At 38.3% G+C, this 19,617-nt stretch carries 15 protein-coding genes and 2 other annotated features (1 of these 17 running past the window's edge); of the genes, 4 read left to right on the top strand and 11 right to left on the bottom strand.

Annotated elements, in window-relative coordinates:
* Position 1 precedes the first annotated feature (1 nt).
* Both ACIQCO_RS06125 and ACIQCO_RS06120 read right to left on the bottom strand, forming a co-directional pair.
* Entirely contained in the window at positions 2–631 is a 630-nt protein-coding gene (locus ACIQCO_RS06125; protein ID WP_400426777.1) for an exopolysaccharide biosynthesis polyprenyl glycosylphosphotransferase, read from the bottom strand.
* A 337-nt stretch (positions 632–968) separates the two neighbouring features.
* Positions 969–1,880, bottom strand: a complete 912-nt coding sequence (locus ACIQCO_RS06120) for a DMT family transporter (protein ID WP_400426776.1) — start codon at positions 1,878–1,880, stop codon at positions 969–971.
* 379 nt (positions 1,881–2,259) lie between these two features.
* Here ACIQCO_RS06120 and ACIQCO_RS06115 point away from each other — a divergent pair, with 379 nt between their 5' ends.
* The gene (locus ACIQCO_RS06115) at positions 2,260–3,348 is read left to right on the top strand and encodes a CotS family spore coat protein (protein ID WP_400426774.1); all 1,089 of its coding nucleotides are present in this window, start codon (positions 2,260–2,262) and stop codon (positions 3,346–3,348) included.
* A 6-nt stretch (positions 3,349–3,354) separates the two neighbouring features.
* The gene (locus ACIQCO_RS06110; RefSeq protein ID WP_400426773.1) at positions 3,355–4,890 is read left to right on the top strand and encodes a glycosyltransferase family 4 protein; all 1,536 of its coding nucleotides are present in this window, start codon (positions 3,355–3,357) and stop codon (positions 4,888–4,890) included.
* A 75-nt stretch (positions 4,891–4,965) separates the two neighbouring features.
* On the opposite strand, the gene ACIQCO_RS06105 is transcribed toward ACIQCO_RS06110, so the two are convergent.
* From ACIQCO_RS06105 to ACIQCO_RS06065, 9 genes are all read right to left on the bottom strand, one after another.
* Positions 4,966–5,568: a DUF421 domain-containing protein gene (locus ACIQCO_RS06105; protein ID WP_400426772.1), complete on the bottom strand. Its 603-nt coding sequence runs from the start codon at positions 5,566–5,568 to the stop codon at positions 4,966–4,968.
* Between the two features lie 84 nt (positions 5,569–5,652).
* Positions 5,653–7,599 (bottom strand): FtsX-like permease family protein, encoded by a 1,947-nt coding sequence (locus ACIQCO_RS06100; RefSeq protein ID WP_400426770.1) that lies wholly within the window; start codon positions 7,597–7,599, stop codon positions 5,653–5,655.
* Positions 7,589–8,356 carry an ABC transporter ATP-binding protein gene (locus ACIQCO_RS06095; RefSeq protein ID WP_400426769.1) on the bottom strand — a complete coding sequence of 256 codons (768 nt, stop codon included), beginning with the start codon at positions 8,354–8,356 and terminating at the stop codon, positions 7,589–7,591. The genes ACIQCO_RS06100 and ACIQCO_RS06095 overlap by 11 nt, the downstream gene beginning before the upstream one ends.
* Before the next feature lie 70 nt (positions 8,357–8,426).
* Positions 8,427–9,437: a sensor histidine kinase gene (locus ACIQCO_RS06090; RefSeq protein ID WP_400426768.1), complete on the bottom strand. Its 1,011-nt coding sequence runs from the start codon at positions 9,435–9,437 to the stop codon at positions 8,427–8,429.
* The gene (locus ACIQCO_RS06085) at positions 9,430–10,137 is read right to left on the bottom strand and encodes a response regulator transcription factor (protein ID WP_400426767.1); all 708 of its coding nucleotides are present in this window, start codon (positions 10,135–10,137) and stop codon (positions 9,430–9,432) included. The genes ACIQCO_RS06090 and ACIQCO_RS06085 overlap by 8 nt, the downstream gene beginning before the upstream one ends.
* Before the next feature lie 240 nt (positions 10,138–10,377).
* On the bottom strand, positions 10,378–11,544 hold the full coding sequence (locus ACIQCO_RS06080) for a Ger(x)C family spore germination protein (protein WP_400426766.1): 1,167 nt from the start codon (positions 11,542–11,544) through the stop codon (positions 10,378–10,380).
* Positions 11,544–13,049 carry a spore germination protein gene (locus tag ACIQCO_RS06075; RefSeq protein ID WP_400426765.1) on the bottom strand — a complete coding sequence of 502 codons (1,506 nt, stop codon included), beginning with the start codon at positions 13,047–13,049 and terminating at the stop codon, positions 11,544–11,546. The genes ACIQCO_RS06080 and ACIQCO_RS06075 overlap by 1 nt, the downstream gene beginning before the upstream one ends.
* Positions 13,042–14,151: a GerAB/ArcD/ProY family transporter gene (locus ACIQCO_RS06070; protein WP_400426764.1), complete on the bottom strand. Its 1,110-nt coding sequence runs from the start codon at positions 14,149–14,151 to the stop codon at positions 13,042–13,044. The genes ACIQCO_RS06075 and ACIQCO_RS06070 overlap by 8 nt, the downstream gene beginning before the upstream one ends.
* Before the next feature lie 372 nt (positions 14,152–14,523).
* Positions 14,524–15,711 (bottom strand): YibE/F family protein, encoded by a 1,188-nt coding sequence (locus tag ACIQCO_RS06065; protein WP_400426763.1) that lies wholly within the window; start codon positions 15,709–15,711, stop codon positions 14,524–14,526.
* A 239-nt stretch (positions 15,712–15,950) separates the two neighbouring features.
* On the opposite strand from ACIQCO_RS06065, the gene ACIQCO_RS06060 reads away from it, so the two are divergent.
* Together ACIQCO_RS06060 and ACIQCO_RS06055 are read left to right on the top strand one after the other, a co-directional pair.
* A complete protein-coding gene (locus ACIQCO_RS06060; protein WP_400426762.1) occupies positions 15,951–17,825 on the top strand; it encodes a purple acid phosphatase family protein in 1,875 nt (624 codons plus the stop codon).
* Positions 17,826–17,934: 109 nt separating this feature from the next.
* A complete protein-coding gene (locus ACIQCO_RS06055) occupies positions 17,935–19,011 on the top strand; it encodes a HupE/UreJ family protein (RefSeq protein WP_400426761.1) in 1,077 nt (358 codons plus the stop codon).
* A 169-nt stretch (positions 19,012–19,180) separates the two neighbouring features.
* Positions 19,181–19,415: a binding site (T-box leader), on the top strand.
* Positions 19,416–19,461: 46 nt separating this feature from the next.
* Positions 19,462–19,617, top strand: a binding site (T-box leader) (it continues 176 nt past the right edge of the window).

Genomic DNA, 19,617 nt, shown 5'->3' with positions numbered 1-19,617 from the left:
CTTATCTCCATCCTTTGGCGAACAAAATAACAGGAATTGATTTCAAGACAATCTTCAAATCTAATAAAATCGAATAATTGTAAATATAGTATAAATCGAGATCTAATTTTTCCTTTGGAGCAATATCATATCCGCCGTTAATTTGTGCCCAGCCAGTGATTCCTGGTTTTACTTGAAGGCGGTTACGAAAATGAGGAATTTCCTTTTCGAAGTCTTCAATAAAAACTAATCGTTCCGGCCGTGGACCAATAATCGACATTTCGCCGCGTAATATATTTATAAATTGAGGTATTTCATCGATCCGGTATTTCCGTAAATAATAGCCAACCGCGGTAATCCGGGCATCATTTTGGTTAGCCCATTGCGGTCCATGCTTTTCGGCATCGATGTACATCGTTCTGAATTTAATGATCAAAAAGGGTTGTCCATCCAGCCCAATGCGTTCCTGTGTGTAAAAAACAGGACCACGCGAATCAAGCTTAATCACAATCGCAATGATGATAAGAAACGGGAAAAGAATCATTAATAAACAAAGGCTAAACAAAGTATCAATCATTTGTTTTACTAAAAAATGAAGTGGTTTATTTTTTGTGGTTGTTGTTACTAGACTTTGTTCATTAAGTACTTTCATTTTTCTCACCCTTATAAATGATAGTTAGAGGCTGCTCTTGTAAGAGGTTAAAACGTTTAAAGCAAATGATTCTAAAGGGTTTACAACGGGAAACTATGAATATCTTTTTCCTATTGTACTATAAATTTACTATACCTGTCTCCTATCCTCGCGAATTTTGTTGAATATTTAAAATTTTTTCAGGGACTTTAGTTGCAGGATGAGAGGACGGGTATATAGTCTTGATTACCTATTAACGAATGATAGATACCCCTGAATGGGACAGTAGAAGAAAACACCGAGCATTAATTAACTGGATGTCCTTCCTTCATAATTAAAAACTCCTTAGATTTGGTATCTAAGGAGTAAATGTTCCTTCTTCAATTGTGTGTGGAATTGGTTTTCGCTGCTGACTCAAAAAGAAAAAGACGCCGATAAGGACGAGCAGTCCGCCGGCAATTTGCCAACTGACGAGTTGCTCATGTAGTAAAAGATAAGCTAATATTGTCGATCCAACGGGTTCGCCTAAAATACTCATCGAGATTGTGGTAGCATTGACGTAGTTTAACAGCCAGTTATTGATGAGGTGACTGACGGTTGGAACGGTGGCAAGTAAAAGGAAGATGCCCCATTCCCTGGCAGGATAGCCGCTAACGGCAACTCCTGTAAATACGTTATAGATGGTTAGAACGATAGAAGCAAAGAAAAAGACACAAAAGCTATAGAGCCAATGCGATATTTTTTTAACGATGGTTTGCCCAATCAATAAGTAGCCTACCACAGAGATAACACTGAAAAATGAAAGAATATCGCCGATAATAGCATCTTGACTTAAACCGAAATCCCCCCAGCCAATCATCATTGCTCCAACGATGGCAACACCCATCGTCAACAATGCGGACAGTGTCGTTCGTTCTTTAAATAGAAAAAAGCCCCCGATCAACGAGACAATCGGCTGTAAAGTAAGAATAATTGTTGAACTGGCAACCGTTGTTAACTTTAACGAACCGAACCAGAGTACAAAGTGTAAGGCTAAAAAGGAGCCGGAAAAAAATAAAAAGAACCAATCCTTTTTGGTGATTTTTTTGAATTCATGCCGATTTTTCCACACGATGGGCACCATTAAAATGCTCGCAAACCACATGCGATACATACTTAGAATGGAGGCAGGTGCATCAGACCATTTTACGAAAATAGCCGAAAATGAAATGGCTATAATGGAAATGGTAAGTGGCAGTACGATTGATTTTGAACCTTCATTCTGTAACATCTTTCCCTCCTGCTTCTTTTCCATATTAAATAAAGACTTTCAGACTCGAAAGTCACGATAAATATTAAATTATTATAAAAGGAATTACTAAGTGTATCAATAGGCTTGATGAAAATCGAAAAACTTTAGTTGGCGCTGGATTGTGGGGAATCATGGTAAAAGGTCCTTCTCGAAGCGTTCCAGTCCATACGCCGCGCAAAGGAAGCGTGCTTATCTAAAGAATCCGCACCTATCCTCTCACCATGCTTGGACAATTACATATGATTAAGTATGGCCATTTGATTATTACTAAGCAGAATAGAACGATTTTTAGAGCATTTCATCCCTAGTTAGAAATGTTTTGCACTTTTTGAGTGCTCAAAAAGGTAGGAGGGATATATTGGATAATATTGTTATCGTACCATGGGAAGCGGATGAGCTTACGCATGAATTTTTTATTCCGGATTATATTAATACGCTGGCAGCTGAGGTTTTGAAACATTATAGTTTTCAAGTTAAGAGCATGCAGGTGGTGACAACGAAGCCCGACAAAGGTGGGTCCATTTGGAAACTTGAAACGAATGCAGGGCCAAAAAGTTTAAAACTGTTACATCGAAGACCAACTAGAAGTATGTTTAGCCTTGGAGCTCAAAAATACTTGGTCGAAGTTAAGGGAGCGAGAGTTCCAGGAATCGTCCAAACAAAAGATGGACAAGAGTATATTGAGGCAGGCGGGAAATTATGGTTTGTTGCCGAGTGGATTGAACCATTGGCACCGGTAACAAAAGATTTGGAAGGAGCAAAACAGCTTTGTTATGCGCTTGGTGAATTCCACCAGTTAAGCAAGGGGTATATTCCACCAAGTCAAGCGGAAGTTGCTTCAAGATTGGCCAAATGGCCAAAAAGCTATGAAAAAGTCATCATGAAAATGGATTGGTTCCGAAACATTGCAAAAGCGTATAAAGAGATGCCAGCAAGTCAATCGATATTAAATGTGGTTGATAGTTTTCAAGAACAAGCGCGAAAAAGTCTGGCAGATCTTAATCAATCTAGTTATTTGTCGTTAGTAGAAAAAGGAAATAGGAGTTGGGGGCTCGTACACCAGGACTATGGTTGGTCAAACGGCCAAATGGGACCTAATGGTATGTGGATTATTGATCTGGATGGTGTCGCCTACGACCTGCCAATTCGTGATTTAAGGAAACTTATTTCGGGTACGATGTCCGATTTATTTAATTGGGATGTGACATGGATACGAGAAATGATAAGGGCTTACCATGAGGCAAGTCCACTAACACCTGAACTTTATGAACTATTAATGATCGATTTCTCCCTTCCTAATGAATTTTATAAAAATATTAAAGAAGTCGTATATGAACCTGAACTATTTTTAAATGAAACAACCACTCAATTAATTCAAACGATCGTCGACACGGATCAATCAAAATGGCCTGCGTTAAATGAAATTCAACATGATTGGAGGAAGTAGGGAAATATGAAGATATTAATGGTTTGTACAGAAAAACTGCCTGTGCCTCCTGTTTTAGGAGGAGCCATACAAACGTATATTTCCGGAACTCTCCCAATCTTAAGCAAATTTCATGATATTACAGTGATTGGGATTAGTGATCCGTCTCTCCCGGATAAAGAAATAATGAACGGCATTCAATATGTCCGTGTTCCAGGAATCATATTGGAAATATATCGAGAAGAGGTCGTACAATTTATCCAAAACAATTCATTTGATCTTATCCACATTTTTAATCGCCCCCGACTTGTCATGCCCATCCGCGGTGCAGCGCCAAATGCAAAAATCACCTTAAGCATGCACAATGATATGTTCAGTATCGAAAAAATTGACCCATCTGAAGCAACATCAGTTTTGAAAGAGGTTTCCAATATTGTAACCGTAAGTGATTATGTTGGAAATGTCATCCGTACTCTTTATCCCGAAACTGTACCTAATATCCGCACCATCTATTCAGGTGTAGATACCGAGCGTTTCCTACCTGGAAACCATCCAAAAATGGGTGAAATTCGAAATTCCATCCGAAAACAACACGGTTTAGAGAAAAAAACCGTTTTATTATTTGCCGGAAGGCTTTCGGTAAACAAAGGGGTAGATAGGTTAATCCGAGCATTACCTCAGCTTTCAACAAAATTTAAAGATTTAGCTTTGGTAGTTATGGGAAGTAAATGGTTTAGTCAAGATGATGTAACGGATTATGTCGCGTATATTAGGGCATTGGCAAAAAAACAATCAATACCGGTTGTAGCAACGGGTTTCGTTTCTCCAAGTGAAATTCAAAAATGGTTTGCATCAGCTGATTTATTTGTGTGTACTTCCCTTTGGCAAGAACCGCTAGCACGCGTTCATTATGAAGCAATGGCAGCAGGACTTCCGATTGTTACAACTGCAAGGGGAGGAAACTCGGAAGTAATTATCCAAAATGAGAACGGACTGATTGTAGAAAATCCGGAAGATCCGAGCTGCTTTGCTGAAAAAATTACAACCATTTTGTCGGATAAATCTCTGATGAAAAGAATGGGGATTAGAGGAAGAGAACTGGCAGTTGCGAATTATGAATGGAATCGGGTAGCAAACGAGATTTTAGAAGTTTGGCAACAATCGATAGAAGCGCCGCTTACGAATATACAGCATAATGATTTAGAGTCTATACAAACCCAACTTACGGATAATACGCAAAGTGAGACACTAGAAGTCTATCAAGTGGAGCCCGACAACGAATTTTCAAAGCAAGACAAGGTGGATAAGCAAGACAAAGTGGATAAGAAAGATAAAAAGGACAAGAAAGACAAAAAGGACAAGAAAGACAAAAAGGACAAGAAAGACAAAGTGGATAAGAAAGACAAAAAGGACAAGGAAGACAAAAAGGACAAGGAAGACAAAAAGGACAAGAAAGACAAAGTGGATAAGAAAGACAAAGTGGATAAGAAAGATAAAAAGGGCAAGAAAGACAACAAGAAAGACAAGAAAGATAAGAAAGACAAGAAAGATAAGCAAAAATAAAACGAATATTATAATGAGTACACTAAAATATCCCCCTGACCTTAAGGGGGATATTTCGGTATTTCCCTGGGTTACTCATTCCAATCTGTTGGGTGATGGAGTGAGAGACCTTTTGTTTACCACCTCAGTAAATATATTCTCTTTATGATCTGTTGACTGATTGATAGGAGAGGGGAGTTTACCGGTTTGAATTAATTGAATAAGATTTTGTATGTCTTCTTTTGTTGCAGGTTGTTTCTCCTTCTTTAACATATATCCTAATTGTCCATTCACCTCTAATGTAGCATATTGGACATCGCTAACCGTAGTAACACCTACTTGTCGTAAAAGTGTTTCTAATTTATCTATCGTAAACCTAAGTTTTATTAAATTTTTTTCATTTATTTCCCCTTTTTCAATAAGTGGTATAGCTTTACCAGAAACAATAGATTCGAATCCATTGAATTTTAATTCAACGAATTCAATTATGATAAGAGCTAGTATTAATAAGGTCCCGACTCCAATCGTAGGCCAAAGCCCTTTACTTACCACTGGATGAATCAATAATGTACCAATCATAACCATGATCACTGTTTGTGGTACAGTCATTTTAGCTACCGACCGTCTCCCGCTAATCCTTAACAATATCAATCCAGCTACTATAATGATGACAGTTTTCCAAACCCAATCTAAATCCATACAAGATCTCCTCTTTTTTATTATTAATATTAGGAACTTTCTTTATGGATATACATTATTTTAAATAGGGACGGGGGACAGTATCTAGTCGCCAATAATTTGATTGGCATATTTGCGTTTTACGATAAAATAATAAATCAATTGGAAAAGTAAATAAACGCTGCTTATTGAGAAGCTGCTGCGGTATATTTCAACATTCATTCCTGATTCTTTAAAAAAGGTACTCGTGTATACAAGGGAGATCCCGATTCCGATCAAGGGAGCGGCGAAAAAGAGAATTTTTAATTCCCCAGCGATGATTTTGCGAATTTCTTTTTCGGTAATCCCAATTTTATATAGCTTTTTGTAATTTTTCTTTTCATCCTCCAGTTCGGAAAAGAGGCGTAATAGCAAAATAATAACGGTCGCAATAAAAAATAGGATACTGATAAAGGTCACAAGATAGAGGACGAGCCCGCCGCCTTGCTTATTATAATCGTAGAGACCTATTTTTGACCCTGGCTGGAAAAATTCCTGTTCAGACATCAATCTTCGCTGAATCAGGTTCGCAAATTCAGGTGTTACTTTATTCGCAGCCGTTAATTTCTCCTGCAGCTTTATGACAGCATCTTTCGAATTCTTCCAGTCCTTTACATTTAAAAACTGAATATCCGCTGGTTGTATGTCTGAAGAATTCCTTTTTAACTGTTGATAATCGGTTGAATTAAGGACAATTAAGCTATTATCGATATAGTTTAGGTCATTAATCAGCCGTTCAAACATGGCCGCCTGCAGTTTGTGAACACCTATATTTGGTAGACCCTCTTGGATATCGGCAATCATTCTTTTCCTGTCTTCTTTCCCCTGCAAGTTTAATTGAACTAGAATCAGGTAGCTGCCTTTTTCAACCTGAATCGGTTTGCTCGCAATAGCTGAAAGCTGATCATCAGCGACAAAAACGGTTCGGAAATTGTAGTTTGCCGGATCAAAGTAGTTGCTCACTTCGAGCGTTTTATGCTCGGTGATGGGATTTTCCTTCGTATCGACCACTCCAGACAGCTTATCAAAGGAAACGTCCGTTTGAACAAACGCGATATCATAGGGGTGAGAATCGGTCGCTGCTTTTTCTGCACCTAAATAAAGATAAAGAACAAAGCCGATGTAAAAAATCGTCACAATGACCATAACCGTTATAAGGTAGATAATTTTCTTCACTTGTTTAAACTTATAATCTAGATTCGTTAGCAATAGCAGGTGACGGTAATAGCCTGATGGCCTTCTTTTTATGATTGTTAGACAGAAACTCCCTAACTGTGAGATCGTCATATATAAGGTAATCATGATGGAAATCGTACAAAACAACAGCAGTTGTCCGTCATTTTCAGGGACTGTCCCGAAGTTAGCATAGAGAATATATAAGGTTGAAAGCAGTGCGATAAACGCAATCGCTGCCAAAACGGGATTCGCGCGTTTATTTTTCTTGGATATACGCTCCTCCTTTAACAGCTTAACAATCTCAAACCTACTCGTTACGACCATCGTACCCCCTACAGCGATGGCAAAGATCAGACTGAATAGACCAATGGAATATAGATAACTGTTTAAATTGAGTTCAAACGAAACGCTCTTTACACCAATCAGGCTCATAATGATTAGGAAAAAAAATCGTGAAAATAGCGATCCTGCTATAATCCCTAAGCTAATGGAGGCGCCGGCAATGATGCTATTTTCTACTAAAATGATTTTACGAATATCCCTGGTTGACATCCCTAATGTCATAAACAGCCCAAACTCTTTTTTTCTGCCTTTAATAAAGGCAGAGTGAGCATAGCTGATAAAGAAGATTGAAAAAATCAGTAAGGCAATAGTAGGAATCATCACCGCTTCAGAGATACCTTCTTCGATTTCTTTTGAACTATGCAGACTTTCATTAAAGAGGAGCGTTGAAAACATGAAGAACACCATGACGGCAAAACTGTTGCAAAGAAAGTAAAATAGATATCTTTTCAGATTACTTTTGAAAATTTTAATAGCGATTTGCTTAATCGTCATGCGTCCCACCCCCTAAGATGGCAAGGCAGTCGATAATCTGGTCTAAAAAGTCCTTTCGATTCCCCTTTTTAACGAGCTGCGAATCAAGCTGACCATCTTTAATGAAAATGACTTTGTTGCAATAGCTTGCTGCAAAGACGTCATGGGTCACAACAACAATCGTCGTTTCCATCTCTTTGTTTATTTTTTCAAAGCATTCCATAATCGTTTTCGAAGACTTTGAATCTAGGTTTCCTGTCGGCTCATCTGCAAAGATAATACTAGGATCATTGACCAATGCTCTGCTGACGGCGACACGCTGCTGCTGACCACCTGATATCGCATATGGATATTTATCGGCGATGTCATAAATACCAAACGCAGACATGATTTCTTTCGTCTTGTTTTCCATATATACTGCGTCACGCTTTTCTAAAATCATCGGTAACATCACATTTTCTTTTAACGATAAACTATCAAGTAAATTAAACTCTTGGAATACAAAACCGAGATGCTGCCTTCTGAATAAGGCTAACTCTTCCTTATTCATTGTACTGAGTTCTTTATTTGCAATATGAATTGTCCCCGATGTAGGGGAATCAATGCCGCTTAAAAGATTGAGCAGCGTCGTTTTGCCGCTTCCCGATGGACCCATAATCGCCACTAATTCCCCTTTTTCAATCGTCAAATTGATGCGATTAAGCGCCTTTGTGGCAAATTGATCCTTCTCATTATCATAGATTTTTACGATATTTTTTACCTCTAAAACTGCTGTCATGTTAAATCCCTCCTTCCTCTATGGTAGTTTTTCCGTTTGTTCAGAACCATCGAATATCCTTACGGGAATCTTACAATTTTGCAAGGTATTTAATCGTTACCTCCGTACCCTTACCTACTTCTGAGCTGATTTCCAGCCGATGACCTAAGCGGTCGGCGATTTTCTTACAGATGTATAAGCCAATACCCGTGGAGTTACGGAATTTTCGGCCATTTTCCCCAGTAAAGAAGGGGTCAAAGACTCTAGGTAGATCATAGGCAGGGATTCCGACACCTTCATCCTTAATGGAAAGACAGGTATATTCCTTCTCTTGAAAAATAGTAATCACTAGCTTTTTATTGCTTTCGCTAGTGTCAGAATATTTAATTGCATTTGAAATCAACTGGTCAAGCAGAAATTGATTCCATTTCTTATCCGTTATAACGGAGTACTCTAGGTTAGCATTTACGACCGGATATACGTGGTTATAAATGAATTGACTTTTCTTTTCATTGATAACGGTTTTGACAGAAGCAACGAGCGCTACAGCACGAGGTTCAAAATCCATGGCGATGTTTTCAAACCTGATCATATTCAGCACCTGTTCAATACTAGCGAACAGACTATCATTCTCCGCTTTAATATTTTTTAAGACTTCAACCGGGAACGTTTGCTGTGCCGAATACTTTTGAATAATGAGCTCAATAACGGATATTGGCGTTTTTAAATTATGCATCCATTGATAAAGAAATTGGACATTTTCTTCATGTGTGCTTTTTAACTCATTGATCTCGCGGACGTATTTCTTATTTAAGGTATGAATGAGCTGGGACACTTCTGCTTGTTCGTTCGTTACTGGCCGCAAATCTAAACGGTCATGATTCGATTGGTGTAAATGATGGTTAAATTTATAGTATGTACTCCATTCCATCACAATCAAGATGGCTAATACGAATAAAGAAATACTAATAGGATAGAGGATTTCCAGATTGCCAGGATGGATTATATTAAAAAAAATGATTAATATAGCTGTATTGATTAGGTAGACCAGAATAATCGATTTCTTATCTTTAAAAAAATTTTTCAGTAGTACTTTACTCATCTTCCCCAACCTCTACTAATAGTTGATGATTAAATAGGTACCCAACACTCCTTTTTGTTTGAATCAAACCTTTGATTCCCAGCTGTAAAAATTTGTTTTTTATCCTTGAAATGTTGACCGTTAACGTATTGTCATCGACAAAGGCGACATCGTCCCAAAGCTGCTCAATCAGTTCCTCTCTCGTCATAATCCGCTCTTTGTTTTCAATAAAATATTTAACTAATTTATATTCATTTTTACTAAGTTCCACGATTTTCTCGTTAAAGCTCATTCTGAAGCTATCCTCATAAAGGGTTAATTGATGGACGGTTAAATGGCTAGTGTTGCTGGAATATTCACCATATGCTCTTCTTAGAGCGGCTTTTACTTTTGCTAGTAAAATTTCAAAGGTAAAGGGTTTTGTGAGATAATCATCGGCTCCAAGCTCGATCGCCATCACTTGATCCAATTCTCCACTTCTCGCAGAGGTTATGATAATCGGTACTGTTGATTTTTTTCTCATCGCTCGACAAAGGTAAAACCCATCAAAATAGGGTAGGTTAATATCTAGAAGGACTAAATCCGGCTGAATTTGTTCAAACTGCTCTAAAATACTGTTGAAATCCGTTTGTTCATGCACAAAGTACTTATATTTTTCAAGGCATTCCTTCATAAGCAAACATAGCTCAATATCATCTTCAATCAGCATAATTTTGTACATCCTTAGCCCTCCAATCCCGGTCATTTTCTTCAATTTACCATATTAAAGCTATTAATGAATAGTAAAATCATACTGTGATCAGGTCCATAAAAATATCCCCTTAACTTAGTTAAGGGGGGAATTTAGTCATCATTAAAATAGTACTTTTTATACCAATTAACAAATTGTGATAATCCGTCTTCTATAGCAGTCCAATCACTTAAAGGAATGTGTAAAATGTATCAAAAACTATTGGCAGTGTTATTCTAAGGTAGGCTCTTCCCGTTGTTTAGCTCCATGAACCAATTTCACTTTTATATCTAGCTTAATGGAATCTTTCGTTAACGGAATTTTTCCATTATGTTCTGTTTGTTTCCAGACATTTACGTTTTTTCTATAAAGAACCTCTGATAGTCGATACACATCGGCGTCGAAGTTAAGTCCTTTTGCATACGTTTCCATAATTTGTTTTTTTATTTCCTTTTCTGATTCTGATGCTAAACTAGCAAGATTGACTTTTTTCACTAGGACAAGCATTACAGCTTTTGCTTTGATCTGCACATTAAAATGAATGTCCGAATTTTTTACGACTGGATGTACCTTTACTTTTGACTTTTCAATTACTAGATCAACCAATGGCCCTTCTTTACTTCTTACCTGTAGCACGTCTCGAACAAAATCTTTATTCATCCATCTAAAACCTAAGGCGTGATCGTTTGTTATTTTTCCCTTGAGAGCATCTTTTGTCGTAACAGCAATCCCATCTGTTTTAATTGCTTCATGTCTTTCTCTATCTGTTACCCAGTTTTTTTTAGAAATGCTTATGAAAGGGATACTAGCCTCGTGCCCAGGCTCGTCCAGTGCGATAAGCAGTTCTCTCATATCGATCGGTCGAATAAACGAACTTTGATGGAATGTGGCTTTAGGATCACTTAGCCTTGAGAGGGCAGTAGACATATCAAGAATTGGAGTAGTAACGAATACTTTTGAAAGTGGTTCCTTTGTCCCGTACATCCAAATGCGATATCGCGTCTCTCGATAGCGATCCAACATATCAATCGTTGCTTTGACCCCCACTTGCTTCAGCGCATTTTCTGAGAAAACAACATAGGAAAGATGGCCCCAGAAAATCCGTCTTTGGGAACTTTTATAGAGGTTGAAAATTGCTTTATCAAACGTTTTTGCCGAGGCATGGCCGACTTCAACATTTACTTGAGGTCCTCCGCCTCCGCTGGACTCAGATTTTGCCATCAATCGTAAATTTATTATTTGTAAATAAATGGTGTAACGACCGTCCTTATAATCCACTCCCAAACCTTGAGCATATACCATTCGCTCAGCTTCATTTGTATCCCAGCAGCCTGCTATTGGGATAACAGCCAGCACGATCAATGTAAGAAACAAGTGTTTGATCAGTTTTCTCCTCATTAGGATTCCCCTTCTTTTCGGGTGGGATCGTTAGGGTTTAGAGAGTTTGCTCTACTAACTTTTTTGGACTCGGGTAAACGAAAAACAGATTTTAAGATATTCATCATATCAAGACGGGTGGCTAAGCCTAAATAGGGAACCCCAAAAATCCGAATTTTAGCAATGTAAATAAGAATAATAAAGATTGAGATAAAAAAACCAAAAAAGCCAAAAATAGAAACACAAAAGATGACAAAAAACCGGATTATAGAAACTGTTCCAATTAACCACTGGTTTACCAGTGTAAAGGTAGCAATAGTCGAGCCTGAAATGACTACAAGCATGGCAGGATTTGTTAATCCTGCTCTAATTGCGGCATCTCCGATAATAAGTCCGCCAATTACGCTGAGCGTTTGTCCTACTGCAGTTGGCAAGCGCAGACCAGCTTCCCTAAATAATTCAAAAATAACCAGCATTAATAAGGCTTCGAGAGATGTGGGTAGTGGAACTCCTCTTCTCGATTCTACAATTGTTGCTAAAAGCGTGAGCGGAAGCTGATTCTGATGGAATGCAGAGAGGGCAACCCAGAAACCAGGAAGGAAAGTTGCTATTAGAATTCCGACAACCCGCATCAATCGCTCAAAGGAGGTAAAAGCGTAGTTCTGTTCTTTATCCTCGGAACTCTTTAGCAGAAAGAACAGGTTTACTGGTGTAATATAAGCATAAGCAATCCCATCGATTAAAATAATGATTCTGCCATTTAGGAGTGATTGAACGGCAAAGTCTGGTCGTCCCGAATAGGCATGACGTGGAAACAAACCGAATGGGTTTTTATCTATTAATTCTTCTAATTGTGTACCGCTAAAGAGCCCATCGATATCAATAGCAGACAACTTTTCCATGATTTTTTGTAAAATTTCTTTATCAGTAATATCGTCTATATATAGTACAGATACCTTTGTTCTGGTTCGCCTGCCAATTACCAGCGATTTACTTGCAAGCGAGGTTGTTCGAAGTCGTTTTCGAATTAATGCGGTGTTGATTGAAATGTCTTCAATAAAATTGTCTCGTGGACCTAAGAGACTCACTTCTGTTTTTGTTTCTTCCGGGTTTCGCTGCGGCCGTTCCGATATGTCAACTAGAAAAATGCTTCCCGGTATATTGAAGTCCAACAGCATTTTTCCGGAAAAAATCTCTGAAACTGCTTCATCTTCATTTTCTAGCAATTTAAGAGAAGGGAGGTGAAGAAGATTGAGAATCTTTTCCATGCTAGGTTCCGCATGTAATGGCGAAAAAAAAGCTTCAAGACGATCGGGAACCGTTTGATAAAGCATATCGTTTCTAACTAACCCTTTACAGTAAATCATCATCACCTTGTGCTGATTGAATTTAAAAGGTTCAAATTTTACATCTTCGTTTTTTTTGAATAACTCCCGAAGCGTTTGTTCGTTTAAATACTTTGATGATGTTGCAATTTCCTTCTCATTAGGAATTTTCGTTGTATTCTGAGTCTTTTTCTTAAACATCTTTATTCGGCCTCCATACTTTTCTTTCAAAGATTGCTGCCAATAGACCGAGGAAAACTGATAAGCCTAAGAAGAACCAAAGTGTAAATGGTAAAATAAACGCAGATAACATTCGCAAGAATTGAAAATCACTGATCGGCAGTAATGCTATAGCAGTAATTGCAGCTAAAATAATTGACAGAAACCATTTTCGTTTTTGTTTAAATGGAAGGTACTCCCTTATTAGCAGTAAAAGTAAGGAAATTCGGATAAATGCACCTGATAGCCATTGGTAGATGGATAAAAAGTCGACGTGTTCAATAAAATTCCCCAGAGAGGCCAGTCCCCATTCCTCGTATGGAGGAAATCGCTGTTTTGAAGCTTCAACAGGTCCAAATTCAATCACAGCTCCGATCAGTGGGCCAACTGTTAATAATGTTAAGATGATTGAAGCTATTAATAAATGGCCAAACCGAATAGGTGTTTCAGTTTTGTGTTGAAGGAACAGAAAGAATATTAATTCCACCATCCCTGAACATTGGTATACCGTGCCTTTTAAAACAGGGCGAAACCCATGTTCGAGAAAGGGCATAAGAAGTGAAAAATTTTTGTATTGAATGTTGGTAAACGACACAAAAAATCCGAGAAGGACAATAAAGAATAAAAGAAAAACATTAACGATACTCAAGGTACGCAGACACGTTCCTGCAAGCATCCAACAAACCAAAGCAAAACAAACTGCCAACAAAAAAAAGGGGGTACTCGGCAGGAAAGTAATATTGACCCAAGTAATTGTCTCCCTTAATGTCACTCCGGCAATAATGGTAAGATACAGGATAACAATGAAAAAAATAAAATTCCCTAACCATTTTCCAGTATATTTTTGCATCCATTTATTCAAGTGCTGCTGCTTTGTTTTTTTATGAATAAACAATAAAAGAGGAACCCAGAGAAGTACAAAAAAAAGTGAAACAATCACACTTAACCAAGAATCTCTTCCTGCGGTTTGTATCAAAGGTGAAATAATAATGACATGATTCTTTAAGCCAATCGCAGTCATAGATAATAGGATTAATTGAAATACGGTAATCGAATCTGATTTCTTTATAGCTATACCTCCCAAAAAGTATAATAATGGTAATATTATTTGTATTTCACTATTATTTATCCTTGTTATATTTTTTTAGAGGATTCTTGAGCATCCCTCTGCTTTGTTGGTTTTGTTGCATAGATACAACAAGTACTATTTTAAAGGGGGGAAGCTCATTGAAATTTCCAAAACAAAGGACCATAGACAAATAATTGTCTATGGCCCTTTAATCTGCTTATCCTGTCCAGTCTCGATAAAATCGAGATTATGTCCATCATCAAGGCTATGAAGGACTAATCGGTCAAATAGAATGGCTCATCTTGTTTTTTTAGCTAAAGAATCGTTGAATAAGAAATAAATAGCCGCACGATTTTTCCTTAATTAGCAGTATTTCGATGAGCTTTACTATTGTGCTTCCATATAGTTTTTGACGTTTACAATATGTTTTTCTTTTTTAAACTTTGGCATAATCCTTGAAGAAATATAAGCAACGATCGGTACGGTCAGGATCACCCCGATACTTCCGGACACCCCTTGAATTACCTCGATGGCCACGAAATCCATATTGATCAATTGATTAAAGGGTACATTATAGGCATAAATTAAGATAAGCGAAGTAAGGGAAGCACCTGTAAAGGCAAGAATTAAGGTATTGACCATCGTTCCCATCATATCGCGGCCTACATTGATTCCAGAGATAAATAGCTCCCTCTTGCTAAGTGTTGGATTTGCTTCATAAACCTCGTGAACAGAAGAGGCGATGGAAATCCCTACATCCATGATGGCACCAAGAGATGCGATAAGAATACCGGCAAAAAGCAGTCCTCTCACTTGCATGTCAGTTTCAGTCGCGATGACAATTAAGGATTCAGACTCATTCGTATTAAACCCAGTGACATGAGCGAGGAAGCCAGCAGTACTAGAGATAACACCAGCAATGACGACCCCAAGCGTTGTACCTAGTATCGCTGACAATGATTTTGAACTCCAGCCATCAAGTAAAAACATGGTCACACAGGTTGTAAGAACAACAATCACTACTGAAGCAATAATCGGTGAATACCCTCTATAAAGCATCGGAATAAACAAATAGAGCAGACAAGCAAAAGTAAACACAAGTCCAACGGCAGACTTCAGCCCCTTCTTTCCGCCAATCGCGCACAAGACTGCAAGTAAAATGAAAATCATTGCACCCAAAAGTGGAGCACGATAATAGCTGTAAACCGAAACCTTGTACATATTTGGTCCTGCCGTATCGACGATAGCGATAATTTTAAGCCCTGCCTTTCCGTGAACATTGTAAAGTGTACTTAAATAGTTTTTAACCTTGTGAATCTCACCTTTATGTTCTCCAGAAAGAAGTTTAACCTCCAGGTCTTGGGTTCCACGATATAATCCGCTAACTGTTTCATCCTGTTCTAAAGATTCACTGAGGACTCTTACTATCTTTGCCTTTTCATATTTTATATAAGATGTACCGCCTTGCTCATTAAACGTAACCTCAGGGATCCTATTAAAAAGAAACAAAAATACTGAGAAAAGCAGACCCAAAATCACGATAAGGATCGCTCGGTTTTTCATAGATTTAAGCATGTGTTTCCTCCTAAAAAAATTTCCGTATGATTTAGTTTGATTATAAGAAAATAGTGTTAAGAGAATGTAGTTTATTAGTAAATTAATATTAAATTTATAAAAAAGGATGAAAACTCTTAATTTACAGATAATTTACACGGATAGAATCTTTATTTACATGGAATTTATTTCTTCTTTACAAACTTCTCTTATGATAAGAGTGAGCCTTCCTTTGAAACCGCGCGGGTGGAGGTAAAAAATTGAGGGAGTGGTTTTTTGCGATGAGAAAAGGAATTAATAAAAAGAATCGGGATAGATTGCTATCGATAGCAATGGCTTCAGCGATCGTATTCTCGGGTTGGACAAGTGTAAGGGCAGGTGCAGAAGCACAAATCACCCCTGTTTTAAACACACTCAGTAACTACTCTGTCACCGATCTAGGACTCACTCCCGGAAAAAATGAATCTGAATTGAATCTAACTTGGTATACTCCTCGAAACCCGGGAACCGCTATCGTTCAGATTGCTGAGAAGTCTAAAATGAATGGAAATGAATTTCCATCTGACAAAGCCATGACATTCAATGGAAAAGCTTCTGACTCAGTACCTGATTTTTCTACCAATAAAGTAACCGTAACGAACCTGAAAGGCTCAACTGAATATGTGTACCGTGTTGGTGACGGCACAGATGAACACTGGAGCACTGTCTATGAATATACCACCCGAAATGCAGAGGATTACCGAATCATGTTAGTGGGCGATCCGCAAATCGGTGCGAGCGGAAATGCGACTACTGATACGTCTGGTTGGGAGGACACGCTTACGAAAGCGGTTGAAAAATTCCCAGATTACAGCTTCATTATGTCTGCGGGTGACCAGGTGAATACGTCCACAAGTGAAAAGGAATATACCGGATTTTTCAAGCCAGACGCACTTAGAAACTTGCCGCTGGCACCGGTAGTAGGAAATCATGATAACAGTGTGAACTACAAATATCACTTTAATCAGCCTAATGAGTCAGCAGATTTCGGAGTAACCAATGCCGGTGGGGACTATTATTACACCTATGGCGATACTTTGTTTATGGTACTGAATACTAATAATATGAGTGGGGCTTCTCATGCCGCATTTATGAAAGAGGCGGTAGCGAAAAATCCAAATGCAAGATGGAAAATGGTCACATTCCATCATTCCATCTATAGTGCCGCCAGTCACTCTACAGAAACAGCTATTGTAAATTTACGAGCTGCCCTTTTTCCGACCATTGATGAGTTAGGAATCGACATGGTTCTTATGGGTCATGATCACTCGTATGTAAGAACCTACAATATGTTAGCTGACCAAGCTCAAAAAGATCAAATCGTTGATGAAAAAGGAAGAGTTTTGAACCCGAAAGGTACTTCTTATATCACAGCAAACTCTGCAAGTGGCAGTAAGTATTATACGTTAAAAACGACTCCGGAAATCTATTCTGAGGTTAGAAGTCAGCTCCGGGTGCCGACATTTTCAAACATCCATGTAACTCCGAACAGCATTGAGGTCTCAACCTATCGAACAGATACGATGGAAGAAGTCGATACGTATACGATAGTAAAGGACAAAACAGCTCCGACCTATACATTAGAAGCAAATGGATCTGCTTTCGCTGATGGAACTGTTTATCAAGATGACCAAAACGTTAAGTTCAAACTGAATGTAAAAGACGAAATTTCCGGTGTGGTCAGCCAATCCCTGACACTTGACGGAAAGCCATATCAAAATGAGTCAGGTGTGGATTTAGCAGGTAAACTGGGCGTCCATACACTAAGGATCCTTGCGGTCGACAAGGCGGGAAATACCTTGGAAAAGACCTTACGCTTTAAAGTGGAGACAAGTATCCCGTCGATGCAAAGTTTGCATGACCGATATACGGCGCTCGGGGATGTGAACGGCCCGCTCAGCAAACAACTGAAGAATAGCTTGGATCAGGCTGACCATCAGCTGAACAAGGGTTCCAAGGAAACAGCAGCTAAACACATGCAGGATTTCCTCAAGCATATCAATAACAAACCAATGCAAGGTAATATAAGTAAGTCAGTTAAAGACGTACTGACTGGCGATGCAGAAGCACTTATCAACCTCTGGCTGGGAAAATAAACGAAGCTGAGGTGCCATTAACCGTTTATCCCACTGGCTTTCAAGTTCAGTGGGATTTTTTTCAGGGGGTGGCTCCTCTTTTAGAAAAGCATAGTGAGGGGAAATCAGGATGGTTAAAAAATGGCTTAGTTTAATGGTTTTATCGTTTGCCCTTTTGGGGTATCAAGTACCCGTTTCGTTTGCCCATACTGGTGACAGTCAAGCCTATTCAGATATTTCGGAAAAGGATGGCATGATTCAATATATTTTACGGGTTGATATGGTTGAATTAAGAATAGCGGTAACCCCGAATGACCCAGAAATAGGGACCAATACACCGGAAGTCATCAACCAATTTGTAAAAAACTCTAAACCAGAAGTGGCAACCTATCTTTTATCTAAAATCAAATTGCACGCCGATGGTATACCACTTGAAGGAAAGTTAACCAGGCTTCATGCAATTGAAGTGAATAACCGGCCCTTTGCAGAGGCGACTCTTGAGTATTCACAAAACCATAAACCAGAATATTTGGCACTTACATACGACTTGATTTTTGATGATGTAGATCAATGGCATACCAATTTTGTTACGATCATCCATAATGGAAAGAAGCAAAATTCCATTATTACCTATGAATCGCGTGAAATCCAGCTTGGTCAGTTAAGTTTCATTCGTGCCATCAAACAGTTTTTTTTGCTTGGAGTGGAACATTTGATTACCGGTTATGACCACATTTTGTTTCTTTTAGGATTATTAATAGGAGCCCGGTCCGTTAAGCAAATTTTAAAAGTCGTGACCGCTTTTACCGCAGCCCATACCGTTACTTTGATTTTGTCCAGTATGCATATCATCATGCTGCCCGAAAGGTTTGTCGAGTCTCTCATTGCTTTGAGCATTATTTATGTAGCGATTAATAATATGTTTAATAGGAATATGAAACATAATTTATGGTTAGCCTTTGGATTTGGTCTAATTCACGGGTTCGGTTTTGCCGGATCATTATCTGAAATGCGGATGGACGGCGGACATTTCATGTCTTCATTGTTAACTTTTAATCTCGGTATCGAAATGGGTCAAATACTGCTTGTCTTGGCTATTTATCCTGTGATTCATTATATTCGCAAAGTGAAATGGTCGATTCCTTCTATATCGGCAGCGATATCCCTTTTCGGAGTGGTATGGTTTATTCAAAGGGCATTTTTATAATGTTTAGATAAAAAATTCTAAGGCTTTTTCCCGAAGCCTTAGTAGAATAAGCTTTTGAAACATTTATAAGGAATTTCGGTCTGAAATAATATATATTTATAATATTTAATCCTTGACAACTTAATAGATCTCACTTTATAATTCGTTATACTAAAAAAATGTTATATATTGTAGAGCGTTGAAAGGAATTTAGTAGTGCTTAGCAATTTTGTCTTCAGAGAGCTGATGGTTGGTGCGAATCAGTACAAACGTAAGCATGAATTACACTCCCGGAGTTTCTTTTTCGTAGTAAAGGCAGCAGTCTTTATGAAGGGGAAGACGGCAACAAAGTCGTTATTAGAATGAAAAGTGGTGAGCGTATGCTCGCAACTAGGGTGGTACCGCGAAGTCTATTCGTCCCTACTGGAATTTTGCCAGTAGGGACTTTTTATTTTTAAAAAATTTCATAGGATATAAGCATGGAAGGGAATACAGTAGTGCTTAGCATTTTGTCTACAGAGAGCTGATGGTCGGTGCGAATCAGTACAAACGTAAGCATGAATTACACTCCCGGAGTTTCTTTTTCGTAGTAAAGGCAGCAGTCTTTATGAAGGGGAAGACGGCAAC

The sequence above is a fragment of the Neobacillus sp. NPDC093127 genome (assembly GCF_044754175.1).
In the GTDB taxonomy this organism is placed as follows: domain Bacteria; phylum Bacillota; class Bacilli; order Bacillales; family Cytobacillaceae; genus Neobacillus.
Note: the sequence above shows the minus strand (reverse complement) of the source record. Positions and strands in the feature narration are given on the sequence as shown.

Excerpts from the sequence above, each read along its gene's own strand:
- ACIQCO_RS06085 (WP_400426767.1), bottom strand. The coding sequence starts at position 10,137 with ATGTACAAAATTATGCTGATTGAAGATGATATTGAGCTATGTTTGCTT.
- ACIQCO_RS06110 (WP_400426773.1), top strand. The coding sequence starts at position 3,355 with ATGAAGATATTAATGGTTTGTACAGAAAAACTGCCTGTGCCTCCTGTT.
- ACIQCO_RS06125 (WP_400426777.1), bottom strand. The coding sequence starts at position 631 with ATGAAAGTACTTAATGAACAAAGTCTAGTAACAACAACCACAAAAAAT.
- ACIQCO_RS06055 (WP_400426761.1), top strand. The coding sequence starts at position 17,935 with ATGGTTAAAAAATGGCTTAGTTTAATGGTTTTATCGTTTGCCCTTTTG.
- ACIQCO_RS06100 (WP_400426770.1), bottom strand. The coding sequence starts at position 7,599 with ATGACGATTAAGCAAATCGCTATTAAAATTTTCAAAAGTAATCTGAAA.
- ACIQCO_RS06075 (WP_400426765.1), bottom strand. The coding sequence starts at position 13,049 with ATGTTTAAGAAAAAGACTCAGAATACAACGAAAATTCCTAATGAGAAG.
- ACIQCO_RS06080 (WP_400426766.1), bottom strand. The coding sequence starts at position 11,544 with ATGAGGAGAAAACTGATCAAACACTTGTTTCTTACATTGATCGTGCTG.
- ACIQCO_RS06065 (WP_400426763.1), bottom strand. The coding sequence starts at position 15,711 with ATGCTTAAATCTATGAAAAACCGAGCGATCCTTATCGTGATTTTGGGT.
- ACIQCO_RS06090 (WP_400426768.1), bottom strand. The coding sequence starts at position 9,437 with ATGAGTAAAGTACTACTGAAAAATTTTTTTAAAGATAAGAAATCGATT.
- ACIQCO_RS06105 (WP_400426772.1), bottom strand. The coding sequence starts at position 5,568 with ATGGATTTAGATTGGGTTTGGAAAACTGTCATCATTATAGTAGCTGGA.
- ACIQCO_RS06120 (WP_400426776.1), bottom strand. The coding sequence starts at position 1,880 with ATGTTACAGAATGAAGGTTCAAAATCAATCGTACTGCCACTTACCATT.
- ACIQCO_RS06095 (WP_400426769.1), bottom strand. The coding sequence starts at position 8,356 with ATGACAGCAGTTTTAGAGGTAAAAAATATCGTAAAAATCTATGATAAT.